This window comes from Microbacterium deferens (assembly GCF_045517775.1).
Lineage (GTDB): Bacteria > Actinomycetota > Actinomycetes > Actinomycetales > Microbacteriaceae > Microbacterium.
This window is the reverse complement of the sequence record NZ_JBEUWT010000001.1, coordinates 703,484-717,224: the sequence shown is the minus strand read 5'-3', so window position 1 is coordinate 717,224 and position 13,741 is coordinate 703,484. Positions and strand designations below refer to the sequence as shown.

At 70.0% G+C, this 13,741-nt stretch carries 12 protein-coding genes; 7 read left to right on the top strand and 5 right to left on the bottom strand.

From position 1 onward, the window contains the following. The first annotated feature begins 90 nt into the window (after window positions 1–90). From ABTU82_RS03555 to ABTU82_RS03545, 3 genes are read left to right on the top strand one after another with little or no spacing between them, the layout of a single operon-like run. Entirely contained in the window at window positions 91–720 is a 630-nt protein-coding gene (locus tag ABTU82_RS03555) for a hypothetical protein (RefSeq protein ID WP_407171770.1), read from the top strand. Further along, window positions 717–1,961 carry a CpaE/TadZ family protein gene (locus tag ABTU82_RS03550; RefSeq protein ID WP_407171768.1) on the top strand — a complete coding sequence of 415 codons (1,245 nt, stop codon included), beginning with the start codon at window positions 717–719 and terminating at the stop codon, window positions 1,959–1,961. The genes ABTU82_RS03555 and ABTU82_RS03550 overlap by 4 nt, the downstream gene beginning before the upstream one ends. 39 nt (window positions 1,962–2,000) lie before the next feature. Then, a complete protein-coding gene (locus ABTU82_RS03545; protein WP_116646082.1) occupies window positions 2,001–3,494 on the top strand; it encodes a sensor histidine kinase in 1,494 nt (497 codons plus the stop codon). A gap of 115 nt (window positions 3,495–3,609) precedes the next feature. On the opposite strand, the gene ABTU82_RS03540 is transcribed toward ABTU82_RS03545, so the two are convergent. Continuing rightward, window positions 3,610–3,858: a WhiB family transcriptional regulator gene (locus ABTU82_RS03540; RefSeq protein ID WP_116646083.1), complete on the bottom strand. Its 249-nt coding sequence runs from the start codon at window positions 3,856–3,858 to the stop codon at window positions 3,610–3,612. A gap of 214 nt (window positions 3,859–4,072) precedes the next feature. On the opposite strand from ABTU82_RS03540, the gene ABTU82_RS03535 reads away from it, so the two are divergent. Next, window positions 4,073–4,453, top strand: coding sequence for a histidine kinase (locus ABTU82_RS03535; protein WP_407171766.1), 381 nt, complete (start codon window positions 4,073–4,075; stop codon window positions 4,451–4,453). A 15-nt stretch (window positions 4,454–4,468) separates the two neighbouring features. Here the strand turns inward: ABTU82_RS03535 and bcp are convergent, their stop codons facing one another. Genes bcp through aroA form a run of 3 tightly spaced genes read right to left on the bottom strand, consistent with a single transcriptional unit; the run spans window position 4,469 to window position 7,360 of the window. Next, entirely contained in the window at window positions 4,469–4,942 is a 474-nt protein-coding gene (gene bcp, locus ABTU82_RS03530) for a thioredoxin-dependent thiol peroxidase (protein ID WP_407171764.1), read from the bottom strand. Window positions 4,943–4,951: 9 nt separating this feature from the next. Continuing rightward, window positions 4,952–5,989, bottom strand: a complete 1,038-nt coding sequence (gene rsgA / locus ABTU82_RS03525; RefSeq protein ID WP_407171762.1) for a ribosome small subunit-dependent GTPase A — start codon at window positions 5,987–5,989, stop codon at window positions 4,952–4,954. A 15-nt stretch (window positions 5,990–6,004) separates the two neighbouring features. Continuing rightward, on the bottom strand, window positions 6,005–7,360 hold the full coding sequence (gene aroA / locus ABTU82_RS03520; RefSeq protein WP_407171760.1) for a 3-phosphoshikimate 1-carboxyvinyltransferase: 1,356 nt from the start codon (window positions 7,358–7,360) through the stop codon (window positions 6,005–6,007). A 34-nt stretch (window positions 7,361–7,394) separates the two neighbouring features. On the opposite strand from aroA, the gene ABTU82_RS03515 reads away from it, so the two are divergent. Both ABTU82_RS03515 and ABTU82_RS03510 read left to right on the top strand, forming a co-directional pair. Continuing rightward, window positions 7,395–8,081: a sigma-70 family RNA polymerase sigma factor gene (locus ABTU82_RS03515; protein ID WP_116646087.1), complete on the top strand. Its 687-nt coding sequence runs from the start codon at window positions 7,395–7,397 to the stop codon at window positions 8,079–8,081. Continuing rightward, window positions 8,078–8,320 (top strand): zf-HC2 domain-containing protein, encoded by a 243-nt coding sequence (locus tag ABTU82_RS03510; RefSeq protein WP_116646088.1) that lies wholly within the window; start codon window positions 8,078–8,080, stop codon window positions 8,318–8,320. The genes ABTU82_RS03515 and ABTU82_RS03510 overlap by 4 nt, the downstream gene beginning before the upstream one ends. A gap of 133 nt (window positions 8,321–8,453) precedes the next feature. Here ABTU82_RS03510 and ABTU82_RS03505 read toward each other — a convergent pair whose 3' ends face one another. Continuing rightward, the gene (locus ABTU82_RS03505) at window positions 8,454–12,128 is read right to left on the bottom strand and encodes a multifunctional oxoglutarate decarboxylase/oxoglutarate dehydrogenase thiamine pyrophosphate-binding subunit/dihydrolipoyllysine-residue succinyltransferase subunit (protein ID WP_116646089.1); all 3,675 of its coding nucleotides are present in this window, start codon (window positions 12,126–12,128) and stop codon (window positions 8,454–8,456) included. A 152-nt stretch (window positions 12,129–12,280) separates the two neighbouring features. Between ABTU82_RS03505 and guaB1 the strand changes: the two genes are divergently transcribed. Then, window positions 12,281–13,735 (top strand): GMP reductase, encoded by a 1,455-nt coding sequence (gene guaB1 / locus ABTU82_RS03500; protein WP_407171756.1) that lies wholly within the window; start codon window positions 12,281–12,283, stop codon window positions 13,733–13,735. Window positions 13,736–13,741: the final 6 nt, after the last annotated feature.

The window sequence follows — 13,741 nt, the reverse complement described above, 5'->3', positions numbered from 1 at the left end:
TATGAGCGTCGCCACGCCGGCTCCGCTTCGACCCGCGCCGTTGTGGATAATCGCCACCGCGACGGCGCGGTTCGTTGCACCATGGTCGCCATGACGGCCATCGACTCTCCTCGCCGGCGACCTCGAACGTTCTGGGCCGACGCCCGATTCCTGGTCGGGATCGTCTTCATCGCGATCTCCATCGCCGGCGTCTGGTTCGTCGTGGCCGCGGCCCGGCAGACCGAACCGGTCTACGCTGCGACGCGCACGATCGTGCCGGGGGAGGCGGTGGCCCCTTCCGATCTCCGGGTCGTCGACGTCGCTCTCGGCCCGGCGCGCCGGTCCTATCTCTCGGCTTCGGCGCTCGAAGACGCACTCGTGGCGACCAGGACGATCGGGGAGGGAGAGCTGGTGCCGGTCGACGCCGTCGGCGGTGCCGGCGACGCCCGGACGACCAGCGTCGTCGTCCGCTCGACGACCGACGTCTCCGAGGCGATCGGGGTGGGTACGCGTGTGGAGGTCTGGTACGCACCCCCTCTCGATCGCGACACCTTCGAGGCGCCGCGCATCCTCGTCGCCGACGCCACGGTGGCCCGCGTCAGCCGCGACGACGCGATGGTCGGACGCCCGACCGCGACGCTCGAGCTCGTGATCGCGAGAGCCGATGTCGCAACGATCCTCGGGGCGCAGTCCGACGGCTCGGTGCTGTCGGTGGTCCCGATCGCCGGAGCGACGCCATGACCGTCGTCGTCGCGGTCGACGGGGCACGGGGCTCCCGCCTCGCATCCGAGCTCCGCGGCGAAGGTCTGACCGTCGCCGCGGTCGTCGACGCGGATGCTGCGGCGCGCACGCCGCGCGACATCCTCGCCGCGGGTGCCGACGTGCTCGTGGTGCAGTCGTCTCCTCGAGGCCTGTCGCGGATGCTCGTGGAGGAGTGCCATCGGCGTGCAATCAGGGTCGTCGTGCTCGGTGACGACCCGTGGGCCCGGCGCGACGCAGGGCTGCTCGGACTGGCACGGCCGCTCCCGCTGGACGTCGAGGGGTGGGTGCTCGCCGACGCTCTCGCCAGCCCCGCCGCGGCGTTCGCCGCCGCACCGGCACCGCCGAGAGGGAACGGGGTGATCGCCGTATGGGGCCCCCACGGCGCGCCCGGCCGCTCGACCCTCGCCATCGAGCTCGCGGTCGAGCTGCGACGCAGCGCCGCGAGGGTCGCGTTGGTCGACGCCGACACGCACGCGCCCGCGCTCGCGGTGATGCTCGGGCTCGCCGACGAGGGGCCGGGGTTCGCCGCGGCGTGCCGCCAGGTCGATCTCGCCGAGCTCGACGATGAAGAGCTGAGCCGGATCAGCGTGCCCATCGGGGCCGGCGCGGGTCCCGTCGACGTGCTGACGGGCATCAACCGTCCCGGGAGGTGGCCCGAGCTGACGCATGAACGCGTGACGGGAGCGCTGCGTGCCTGCCGGGGCTGGGCCGACCACGTGGTGGTCGACGTCGCGGCCTCTCTCGAGACCGACGAGGAGATCGTCAGCGACCTCGACGGGCCACGACGCAACGCTGCGACACTCGGCGTGCTGCAGGAGGCCGACATGATCGTCGCCGTGCTGTCGGCCGATCCCGTGGGCGTATCGCGCTTCCTTCGCGCGCACGCCGAGTTGCGTGCTGCGGTGGGGGCGACGCGCGTCGTCGTCGTCGCGAACAGGATGCGCCCGGGCACTCTCGGGGTGGACGCCCGAGGGCAGGTGCGTCGGACACTCGAGCGCTTCGCCGGGATTGAGGACGTCTGGTTCGTCCCCCTCGATCCCCGCTCGGCCGACGCGGCGGTGCTGGCGGCTCGACCGGTGGCAGAGACGTCTCCCCGCTCCCCGCTCGCCGCTGCCGTGCGTCGTGTCGTCGGTGAGGCGGTCGCTCCCGCGGCGGCCGCCTCAGCGGTTGCTCGAACGCGCCGGCGCTCGGTCGGGCGACGCGTGGCGCGTACCGCGTGAGCGTCGGTGGACGGGGGAGGCTCCCCGTACGCTAGGGGGGTGTCCACGCTCAGCGACCTCGTCTATGCCCAGGGCCGATTCACGGAACCGGACGTCGAGTGGCTCCATCGTCTCGCCGGGGACGGGCAGCTGCTCGCCGACCTCGCGTTCGCAGACGTCGTGATCTGGGTGCCGACCGCCGACGACTCGTTCGTCGCCGTCGCGCACACCCGCCCGGGCGGCGCCGCCACCCTGTTCTACCGCGACATCGTCGGTGACCGCGTGCGGCCGCAGTGGCGCACGCAGGTGCTCGAGGCCTTCCAGAGCGGCCGCATCGTCGATTCGGCGTCGCCCGACTGGTTCGAGGAGACTCCGACGCGCGTGCGCGCCGTGCCGATCGTCCGCACCTCGACGCAGGCCGGTCAGGCACCGGTCACGGTCGGCGTGCTCACCCGTCATACGAACCTCGGCGAAGCACGCATCCCTTCGCGTCAGCAGATCACCTTCAACGACTGCGCCGACGACGTCTTCGGGATGGTCGCATCGGGGGAGTTCCCCGATCTCGCGGCTCCGATCGCGCCTCGCCGCGGCGCGCCGCGGGCCTCCGACGGCCTCATCCGGCTCGACGTCGACGGGATCACCACCTTCGCCAGCCCGAACGCCCTCTCGGCGTTTAATCGCATGGGCTTCGACGACGAGCTCGAGGGCGAGGCGCTCGTCGACGTCACCACCCGCATCCTCCCCGCCGACCGCGAGGTCGACGAGTCGCTGCCCGTGGTCGTGACCGGGCGTGCTCCGTGGCGGGCCGACATCGAGGCCCGTGGCGTGCAGGTGTCTCTCCGCACCATCCCGCTCCGCGATCACGGGGTGCGCACCGGTGCGATCGTGCTGTGCCGTGACGTGACCGAGATCCGCCACCAGGAGCAGGAACTCATCACGAAGGATGCGACGATCCGCGAGATCCATCACCGGGTCAAGAACAACCTGCAGACCGTCGCGTCCCTGCTGCGGATCCAGGCGCGACGCACCCATTCCGACGAAGCCCGGGACGCTCTCAGCCAGGCCATGCGACGCGTGTCGGCCATCGCCGTGGTGCACGACACCCTCTCGGAGGGGCTCGCCCAGAACGTCGATTTCGATGACGTGTTCGACCGCGTGCTGAAGCTGGTCGCGGAGGTCGCCGCCGCGCCCAACACCCGCGCACGTACGCGTTCCACCGGCCGTTTCGGAACCCTGCCGAGCGAGTACGCGACGCCGCTCGCGCTCGCTCTCACCGAGCTCGTCACCAACGCGGTCGAGCACGGACTCGCCGGACGCGAGGGCGAGGTGGAGATCACCGCCGAGCGCTCAGACGAGAGACTCGAGGTGCGGGTTCGCGACTCCGGTGTCGGTATGCCCGAGGGGCACGTCGGCCAGGGACTCGGAACGCAGATCGTCCGCACCCTGATCCAGGGCGAACTGGGCGGCACGATCGACTGGCACACTCTCGTCGGTAGCGGCACCGAAGTGACGATCGACATCCCCATGCGCTACATCGACCGCTCTCGCGCCTGAGCGGGGAGCATCCGAAGACGCTCCCCGCTCAGTTGCGGTTGCTCACCGCGCGAGTGGCTTCACCAGGTCTGCGTCGTGTGCCCGGTCGTGGGCGTGTGACGCAGGCGGTGGACGCTCAGGAAGCGCGACGGGCGCGCGCGGCGCGTCGCTTCAGCGCGCGACGCTCATCTTCTGACAGGCCGCCCCAGACACCGGAGTCCTGTCCGGACTCGAGCGCGTACTGCAGGCACACCTCGGTGACGGTGCACCGGGCGCAGACGGACTTCGCCTTCTCGATCTGGTCGACGGCCGGGCCGGTGTTCCCCACGGGGAAGAACAGCTCGGGGTCGACGGTGAGGCAGGCGGATTTGTCGCGCCAATCCATGGTGGTGCTCCTTGTGACGTAAGTCGGAATGGGTTCGGATCCCGTATTCGGGTGTCGGGTACCCTGGTGGGAGATGCGGGCAGAGGCCCGCCCCACTTCGCTGTGGGAGCACACGGCTTCGACCATGCTCCCACAGCGCTCCCGGACGATCAAGAGGTAACCGGCAGGTTTCCAGGGAGTTACCGCCCGCATCCGGTTCCCGAAAGGACGCATCGTGCCCGTGCGCGTTCTCGCTGCAGCCATGCTGGCCCTCGAAGCCGCGGGTGCGCTCGCGCTCGTGGTGTGGCAGATCGTCGCCCTCTTCGAGGGTGACACCGTGTTCCTCACGACCGCTCTCGCGCTGATCGTGCTCACTGCGGTCGCCGCCGGTGCCTTGGCCGCGTTCGCCGTCGCCACGGCGCGCGACCAGTCGTGGGGGCGCTCGGGCGGGATCGTGGTGCAGATTCTCATCCTCGCCGTTGCGCTGGGTGCGCTCACGGGGGTCGGCGCCGATCCCCTGACGGCGCTCGCGATCGCCGCGCCGGGCGTGATCGGTCTCGTGCTCCTCGTCGGGGCCGTCAGGCGGGCCGCGCCGCAACGCCCCGACGGAGAGTGACGAAGACGCCGACCGTCAGGCGGCGTCGACGCCGAGGGTCTTGCGCAGGCGCGCGACGTGTCCCGTGGCCTTCACGTTGTACAGGGCTTCGCGCACGGCACCGTCTTCGTCGAGCACGAACGTCGACCTCAGCACCCCGGTGATCGTCTTGCCGTAGTTCTGCTTCTCGCCCCACGCCCCGTACGCCTCGTGCACGGCGTGGTCGGGGTCGCTGAGCAGGGGGAAGGTGATGCCGTCGTTCTCGCGGAACTGGCGCAGCTTGGCGGGTTCGTCGCGCGAGAGGCCGAGCACGGTGTAGCCCGCCCCCTGCAGCGACGCCATGCTGTCGCGGAAGTCGCAGGCCTGCGTCGTGCAGCCGGGGGTCATAGCGGCGGGGTAGAAGTACAGGATGACGCGACGCCCGCGGAAGTCCGAGAGCGACACCGGTCGCTCGTCCTGGTCGAGGAGGGTGAAGTCGGGCGCAACGGAGCCGGGTTCGAGATGGGTCACCCGACCAGCCTACGATCCGGCGAAGGTGGCCAACAGCCGCTGCAGCGAATCCAAGCGGGCCGCGCCCTCCGGGCCCAGTCGGCCTTCGCCCACGGCCTCCACGATCGCGCAGTCGGGCGCATCGGGGAGATGCGTACACCCGCGAGGGCAGTCCTCGGCGACCAGCGCCAGCTCGGTGAAGGCGCCGAGGATGTTCGCGGGGTCGACGTGACCCAACCCGAACGAGCGGACGCCGGGCGTGTCGATGACCCAGCCCGACCCGCCCTCGCCGCGGTACCGCAGCGACACGGTCGAGGAGGAGGTGTGCCGTCCACGGCCGGTGACCTCGTTCACGTGCCCGGTCGCCCGATCGGAGCCGGTGAGGGCGTTGACGAGCGTGGACTTGCCGACGCCGGAGTGCCCGACGAAGACCGTGGAGTGATCGATCAGAGCGGCGCCGATGCGTTCCAGCGGCATCTCGTCGCGCCCGCTCGTGAACACCTCGAGATCGAGGCCGTCGAAGTGCGAGAGGAAGCGCGCAGGATCGGCGAGGTCGGTCTTCGTGACGACGAGAAGGGGGCGGACCCCGGCGTCGAGTGCTGCCACGAGATAGCGGTCGACGAGGCGCTCGCGCGGCTCGGGGTCGGCTGCGGCCACGACGATGAGCATCTGGTCGGCGTTGGCGACGATGATCCGCTCGACCTGATCGGTGTCGTCGGCGCTGCGTCGGAGGAGGGACGTGCGCGGTTCCAGCCCGACGATCCGTGCGAGCGTGCCCTCGGTCGCGGAGGTGTCGCCGACGACGCGGGCGAGATCGCCGGTGACGATCCGCTCGCGGCGCAGCTCCCGCGCCCGCGTGGTGGTCACGCGTCGCTCCTCCGGGGTGTTCTCGTCGACGAGAACCGTGTAACGGCCGCGATCGACCCCCAACACCCGCGCGATGGTCGCGTCGGCGTGGGCCGGACGCCGCTTCGTCCGCGGCCGGTTCGCCCGCGGGTTGGGACGGGCGCGGAAGTCGGACTCGTCGAACTCCGGCTCGTCGTCGTCGGAGTCGTCGATCCAGCTCATCGGGCCGTCACGGGGTCAGGATCCCGCATCCGCGGAAGACCCGTCGAGCATCCGCTGCCACAAGTGCGCGAACTGGGGCATGGTCTTGGCGGTCGTGCCGATGTCGTCGACCACCACACCGGGCACGCGCAGTCCGATGAGGGCGCCGGTCGTGGCGAGACGGTGGTCGTGGTGCGCACGCCACACGCCACCGGTGAGCGGGCGGGGAACGATCCGGATGCCGTCCTCGAGCTCCTCCGCCTCGCCGCCGAGCGCGCGGAGGTTGCCGACGAGGGCGGCGATGCGATCGGTCTCGTGACCTCGGATGTGTCCGATGCCGTAGAGCGTGGTGGGCGCGTCGGCGAACGCGGCGAGACCGAAGAGGGTGGGGGCGAGCTCTCCCGCCGCGGAGAGGTCGAGATCGACGCCGACGATCGACTCTCCCGCCGTCACGGTGAGGCTGCCGCCGCGACGCGAGGCCCGGCCGCCCATCTCCGTCAGGATGTCGGTGAGCAGGGCCCCGGGCTGGGTCGAGTGCAGGGGCCACCCGGCGACGGAGACACTGCCCCCGGTGAGCATCGCGGCCGCGAGGAACGGGGCCGCGTTCGACAGGTCGGGTTCGATCGTCACGTCTTTGGCGCGTACCGAACCCGCCGGCACGAGCCACTCGCCGGGCGCGGGCTGCTCGACGTGGATGCCGCGATGACCGAGCGCCTCGACCGTCATGTCGATGTGGGGGATGCTGGGGAGCCTGCCGCCCACGTGTCGGAGCCGCAGGCCCACGTCGAAGCGCGGCGCGGCGAGCAGAAGGCCCGAGACGAACTGGCTCGACGCGCTCGCGTCGATCTCGACCTCGCCGCCGCGGACGTGCCCGTGGCCGCGAACGGCGAAGGGGAGCGCCCACCGGCCGCCGTCGTCGATGTCGACGCCCACGTCGCGGAGCGCCGTGATCATCGCGCCCATCGGGCGGTGCAACGCGCTCTCGTGAGCGGTGAGGACGACTTCGCCCGCGGCGAGTCCGGCGAGCCCGGCGACGAACCGCATGACGGTACCGGCCTGCCCGCAATCGATCGAGGTGCCGCCGCGGAAGGGGGCGACGGGGGTGACCATGAGGTCGGGTCCGAACGATCCCGAGTTGGCGACCGCCTCGATCCCGACGCCCAGTTCACGCAGAGCGTCGATCATGCGCGCCGAGTCGTCGGAGTGGAGCGGGGAATGCAGCATCCCCGGTCCGTCGGCGATCGCCGCGAGGATCAGCTCGCGGTTCGTGAGCGATTTCGAACCGGGCACCGACAGCGACGCTCGGATGGCGCCCTCGGCGACGGGCGCGGTCCACTCCCCACGGGGAGCTGTCGCGTTCGTGGTGGTCGGGGAATAGCCGTCGGCGGTCATCGGTTTCAACTCTACTGAAGGCGAAAGGAGCCTGATGCCTGCAATCTTGGAACGAGAGTACGTACGATCGCCGCAGGCGACCGTGCCGGTGTCTGCGTCGTGGCCCGACATAGACTGGCCGGTGATGAACGACGAGGTCGACGCGGCAGCGGAAACGCGCGCGCAGTTCGAGGAGCAGGCGCTCCCCTTCATGGATCAGCTGTACGCGGCTGGCATGCGTATGACGCGCAATCCGGCCGACGCGGCAGACCTCGTGCAAGAGACGTTCGTGAAGGCTTTCTCGTCGTGGTCGTCGTTCACGCAGGGGACCAACCTCAAGGCGTGGCTCTACCGCATCCTGACGAACACCTACATCAACACGTATCGCAAGAAGCAGCGCGAGCCCTACCAGGGCACCATCGACGACCTCGAAGACTGGCAACTCGGGGGAGCCGAATCGACCACGGCCACGAGTTCGCGCTCGGCCGAGGCGGAGGCGATCGACAGGATGCCCGCATCCGTCGTGAAGGACGCCCTCCAGTCGATTCCCGAAGATTTCCGTTTGGCGGTGTACCTCGCCGATGTCGAGGGCTTCGCCTACCAGGAGATCGCCGACATTATGAAGACTCCGATCGGCACGGTCATGAGCCGCCTGCACCGAGGCAGGCGAATGCTGCGTGAACTGCTGGCCGGCTACGCGAAGGAGCGCGGCTTCACTGCCGCGTCGGGAGTAGAGAAATGAGCGACTGCGGCTGCGACAAGGCCCGACGCGACCTGGAGGAGTACCTCCGCCACGAGGTCTGCAAGACCTCGCACCACGACATCGAGCAGCATCTAGAGGGTTGTCCCGGCTGCCAGGACGAGGCCCTGGTCGCGCGCACCCTCACAGAAGTGGTGGCCCGTGCGTGCAAGGAGTCGGCGCCCGAGGACCTGCGCGACCTCGTTCTCGCACGCCTCGCCGCCGCGCAGACCAGTCGCTGACCCCTCGGCCGCCGCCACGGCTCGCTGAGCATCGCGGGTCGGCACGGCACGCCGGCGTGTGCGAGCGTCGCGCCGCACCGCACCACGAAGAAGGCCCCGCACGGCGAACCGTGCGGGGCCTTCTTCGTGGTGCTTACGGGGCGACGGCCTCAGCGAGGATGGCCGCGGACTCGCGAGCGTGCACCTTGGGTGAACCGGTCGCGGGGGAAGCGGCCGCGGAACGCGAGATCCGGCGGATCGTGCGACCGTGCAGGTGCTTCACCAGCTCGAGAGCGATGAACGGCCAGGCGCCCTGGTTCTCGGGCTCGTCCTGCACCCACACCAGTTCGGCGTTCGGGTAGCGGTCGAGCACCGTGTTGAGCTCGGCGATCGGTGACGGGTAGAACTGCTCGAGGCGCACCAGGGCGATCTCCGGGCGCGGGTTCTTCTCGAGCTCGCCGCGGAGGTCCCAGTGGATCTTGCCCGCGTGGAGCAGGACACGGGTCACCTTCGAGGCGTCGATGCCGCGATCGTCGTCGAGCACGGGCTCGAACCTGCCGGTGGTGAAGTTCTCCACCGGGCTCGTCGCCCCGCGCAGACGAAGCATGGCCTTCGGCGTGAACACCACGAGCGGACGACGCGGCCGCTGGTACGCCTGGCGACGCAGCAGGTGGAAGTACGACGCCGGGGTCGACGGACGCGCGACGGTCATGTTGTCCTGCGCGCACAGCTGCAGATAGCGCTCGATGCGCGCCGACGAGTGATCGGGCCCCTGGCCTTCGTACCCGTGGGGGAGCAGCAGCACGACGCTCGACTGCTGGCCCCACTTCTGGTCGGCCGACGAGATGAACTCGTCGATGACCGACTGCGCACCGTTGCCGAAGTCGCCGAACTGCGCCTCCCAGAGCACGAGCGCGTCGGCCCGTTCCACGGAGTAGCCGTACTCGAACGCCATGGCCGCGTACTCGCTCAGCAGCGAGTCGTAGACCCAGAACCGTCCCTGGTTCTGGCTGAGGTTCGACAGCGGGATCCACTCCTGCCCGTTGGCGCGGTCGTGGAGGACGGAGTGACGCTGCACGAAGGTGCCGCGGCGGGAGTCCTGACCCTCGAGCCGCACGGACGTGCCCTCCAGGAGCAGCGAGCCGAAGGCCAGCAGTTCGCCGAAGCCCCAGTCGATGTTGCCGCTGCGGCTCATCTCGAGGCGCTTGTCGAGCAGCTGCTGGAGCTTCGTGTGGACGGTGAAGCCCTCGGGCTTGTTGACGAAGGCGTCGCCGATCGACTGGACGACCTCGATCGACACACCGGTCGTCTCGGGCTCGCCCGCGACGGGCTCGTCCGAAGCATCCGGGTCGGCGATCGGCAGCGCACCGGTCTCGGCGGCATGCGTCTCGGCGAAGGCGACCTCGAGCCGACCCTGGAAGTCGGCCTTGGCCTGCTCGTACTCCTCCTGCGTGATGTCACCGCGACCGATGAGCGACTCGGTGTAGAGGCGACGCACCGACCGCTTCGCCTCGATGAGGTTCGTCATCAGGGGCTGGGTCATCGAGGGGTCGTCGCCCTCGTTGTGCCCGCGGCGGCGGTAGCAGACGAGGTCGATGACGACGTCGCGGTGGAATTCTTCGCGGTACATGAACGCGAGCTGCGCGACGCGGACGACGGCCTCGGGGTCATCGCCGTTCACGTGGAAGATCGGCGCCTGGATGGTCTTCGCCACATCGGTGGCGTAGACCGACGATCGTGCGTCGGAGGGCTGCGTGGTGAAGCCGACCTGGTTGTTGACCACGACGTGGATCGTTCCGCCGGTGCGGAATCCGCGCAACAGCGACATCTGCAGCGTCTCGACGACCACGCCCTGTCCGGCGAACGCCGCGTCGCCGTGCACCAGGACGGGAAGCCACGAGAAGCTCCCGATCGGCTTGCGGTCCTGCTTGGCGCGGACGATGCCCTCGAGCACGCCGTCGACGGTTTCGAGGTGAGACGGGTTGGCCGCGAGGTAGACCGGCAGCTCCGTGCCCGTCTCCGTCGCGAAGGTGCCCTCGGTGCCGAGGTGGTACTTCACGTCTCCCGAGCCGCGCTCGTTTCCGAGAGCGACCGATCCCTCGAACTCGCGGAAGACCTGACCGTAGGTCTTGCCCGCGATGTTGGTCAGCACGTTGAGGCGACCGCGGTGGGCCATGCCGATGGCTGCCCCGTCGAGACCGGCGGATGCTGCGCCCCGCAGGATCTCGTCGAGGAGGGGGATGAGCGACTCGCCGCCCTCGAGGCTGAAGCGCTTCTGTCCGACGAACTTCGTCTGCAGGAACGTCTCGAACGCCTCCGCCTCGTTGAGCTTCGACAGGATGCGCAGCTGCTCGTCGTGGCCGGGCTTGGTGTACTTGACCTCGACGTTGTTCTGGAACCACTTGCGCTGCACGGGATCCTGGATGTGCATGTACTCCAGGCCGATGGTGCGGCAGTAGGAGTCGCGGAGCACGCCGAGCACGTCGCGCAGCTTCATCACGCGCTTGCCACCGAAGCCGGCGGTGACGAATTCGCGATCGAGGTCCCAGAAGGTCAGACCGTGCGACTCGATCTCGAGGTCGGGGTGGGTGCGCTGCACGTACTCGAGCGGGTCGATGTCGGCCATGAGGTGGCCGCGTACGCGGAACGCGTTGATGAGTTCGTGGACCCGGGCTGCCTTGTCGATGCGCTCGGACAGGTCGACGTGGATGTCCTTGCCCCAGCGGATGGGGGAGTACGGAATGCGCAGCGCCGCGAACAGGTCGTCGTAGAAGCCGCGCTCACCCGTGAGCAGCTCGTGCACGCGCTTGAGGAACTCACCGGACCCTGCGCCCTGGATGACCCGGTGGTCGTAGGTGCTGGTGAGGGTGATCGTCTTGCCGACGGCGAGCTCGTTCAGGATCGTGTCGCTCGAACCCTGGAACTCGGCGGGGTACTCGAGGGCGCCGGCGCCGATGATGCATCCCTGCCCCTTCATGAGGCGCGGCACCGAGTGCACGGTGCCGATGCCGCCGGGGTTGGTCAGCGAGAGGGTCGTGCCCTGGAAGTCGGCCGCGGTGAGCTTGTTGTTGCGCGCGCGCTTGACGAGATCTTCGTAGGAGGAGAGGAACTCGTCGAACGTCAGCGTGTCGGCGCGCTTGATGCTCGGGACGAGCAGCGCACGCGTGCCGTCGGGCTTGGGGAGGTCGATCGCGATGCCGAGGTTGACGTGGGCCGGTGCGACGACCGAGGGCTTGCCGTCGACCTCCGCGTAGAACACGTTCTGGCTCGGGAACTCCTTGAGCGCCTGGACGAGCGCCCACCCGATGAGGTGCGTGAAGCTGACCTTGCCGCCGCGCGTGCGCGCCATGTGGTTGTTGATGACGATGCGGTTGTCGATCATCAGCTTCGCGGGCACGGTTCGCACGCTGGTCGCCGTCGGAACGGTCAGCGACTCGTCCATGTTGGCGGCGAGGGTCTTCGGCATACCCCGGAGCGGGGTGACCTTGTCGGCCTCCGGCTCGACCTCGGGCTTCGCCTCGACGGGCGCTGCCTTCGGCGCCTGCGCGGGGATGGGCTGCGGCTTGGCGGGCTTGGCCGTCGTGCGTGCGACCGGCGGGGCGCCGATCACCGGGATCGGAGCCGTCACGGGCTTCGGCTCGGAGGGAGCTGCTCCCGTCGGGTTCGCCTCGTCGACGACAGGGTGGTAGGCCTCGAGAACCGGCCACCAGGCCTTGTCTACGGAATTCCGGTCGGACTTGAACTGTTCGTAGAGCTCGTCGACAAGCCATTCATTGGCGCCGAATTCGCCCTCGTTCGAAGTACCGACGCCCGTCACCTGGCTCGACACGGTCGATCGCCTGCTTTCCTCGATGAAGATGGAGGCGGCGCGTCGATGCTGCCTGTTGCACGCCGCCCCACAAGCGTAGCCCAGTTGACAGAGGGGTCTCCTCGGGGCGGGGCGCAACACGCGGCGGCCGACCCGCGCGTAGCGTAGGGGGCATGGAGTTCTACGGAGAGCGGCCCGAGGTCGATCTGACCTATTCCGACGTGTTTCTCGTTCCGCGCCGTTCGGCGGTCACGAGCCGGCTCGACGTCGACCTCTCGCCCGGTGACGGATCCGGCGCGCGCATCCCGCTGGTCTCGGCGAACATGAACTCCGTCACCGGTCGACGACTCGCCGCCACCCTCGCCCGCAGGGGCGGGCTCGGAGTGCTGCCGCAGGATCTTCCGCTGCAGGATCTCGACGCCGCCATCCGATGGGTGAAGGCCCAGCCGGTGCGGTGGGACAGCGCCCTCGTCCTCCCGCCCGATGCGACGGTCGCCGACGCCGCGCGCCTCCTGCCGCCGACGCAGGGGCACGGAATCGTCGTGGCCGAGAACGCCGAGCGGGTGCACATCGACGATGTGGTGGGCACGGTCTCTGCCACCCGGCTGGGCACGGCCCTGCCCGACGCGCGATTGGGCGACCTCGTGCGGGGACGCCCGCCGGCGATCGACGCCCACGACGTGGAGACCGCGCGGCACGCCTTCGACCTCATCGTGGCCGCCGACGCCGATACGGTCTGCGTGCTCGAGCACGGATATCTCGTCGGCACGCTGTCGCGGCGCAGCGCCCTTCGCTCCACGCTCTACGCCCCGGCCGTCGACGCCTCCGGGCGTCTGATCGTCGCCGCGGCGGTGGGCATCAATGGCGACGCCGCGGCCAAGGCGCGCGCTCTCGCCGCGGCCGGCGTCGACGTGCTCGTGCTCGACACCGCACACGGGCACCAGGACGGTATGCTGCGCGCCCTGCGCGAGGTGGCGTCGCTCGGGCTCGGACTGCCGATCGTCGCGGGGAACATCGTCACCGCCGACGGCGTGGACGACCTGGTCGACGCCGGTGCGACGATCCTCAAGGTCGGCGTCGGGCCGGGGGCGATGTGCACCACGCGCATGATGACGGCCGTCGGGCGTCCGCAGTTCTCGGCCGTGCTCGAGACCGCCGAGGCCGCTCGCGCGCGCGGCGCGCACGTCTGGGCCGACGGGGGAGTGCGCTACCCGCGCGACGTCGCCCTCGCACTCGCGGCGGGCGCCGCATCCGTCATGATCGGCTCGTGGTTCGCGGGCACCATCGAGGCGCCCGGCGAGCTGCTGACCGACGCCGACGGGCGCATCTACAAGGAGTCCTGGGGCATGGCCTCGACCAAGGCCGTCCATGAGCGGTTCGGGCGCCTCGACCCGTACGAGCTGGCGCGAAAGGAGCTGTTCGCCGAGGGCATCTCGTCGTCGCGCATCTACCTCGACCCGCTTCGTCCGGGCCTGGAAGACCTGCTCGACATGATCACCTCGGGCGTGCGCTCGTCGTTCACCTACGCCGGCGCGGCCACCGTGGCCGAGTTCCGCGACCGGGCCCGCGTCGGCCTGCAGTCGGCCGCCGGCTACGAGGAGGGCAAGGCGCTCCCCGTCTCCTGGTGACCCCCA

What these genes read in the sequence shown, in the direction of transcription:
- ABTU82_RS03555 (WP_407171770.1), top strand. Translation starts at nt 91, where the DNA reads ATGACGGCCATCGACTCTCCTCGCCGGCGACCTCGAACGTTCTGGGCC.
- ABTU82_RS03550 (WP_407171768.1), top strand. Translation starts at nt 717, where the DNA reads ATGACCGTCGTCGTCGCGGTCGACGGGGCACGGGGCTCCCGCCTCGCA.
- ABTU82_RS03540 (WP_116646083.1), bottom strand. Translation starts at nt 3,858, where the DNA reads ATGGATTGGCGCGACAAATCCGCCTGCCTCACCGTCGACCCCGAGCTG.
- rsgA (WP_407171762.1), bottom strand. Translation starts at nt 5,989, where the DNA reads ATGAGCTGGATCGACGACTCCGACGACGACGAGCCGGAGTTCGACGAG.
- aroA (WP_407171760.1), bottom strand. Translation starts at nt 7,360, where the DNA reads ATGACCGCCGACGGCTATTCCCCGACCACCACGAACGCGACAGCTCCC.
- ABTU82_RS03515 (WP_116646087.1), top strand. Translation starts at nt 7,395, where the DNA reads ATGCCTGCAATCTTGGAACGAGAGTACGTACGATCGCCGCAGGCGACC.
- ABTU82_RS03510 (WP_116646088.1), top strand. Translation starts at nt 8,078, where the DNA reads ATGAGCGACTGCGGCTGCGACAAGGCCCGACGCGACCTGGAGGAGTAC.
- guaB1 (WP_407171756.1), top strand. Translation starts at nt 12,281, where the DNA reads ATGGAGTTCTACGGAGAGCGGCCCGAGGTCGATCTGACCTATTCCGAC.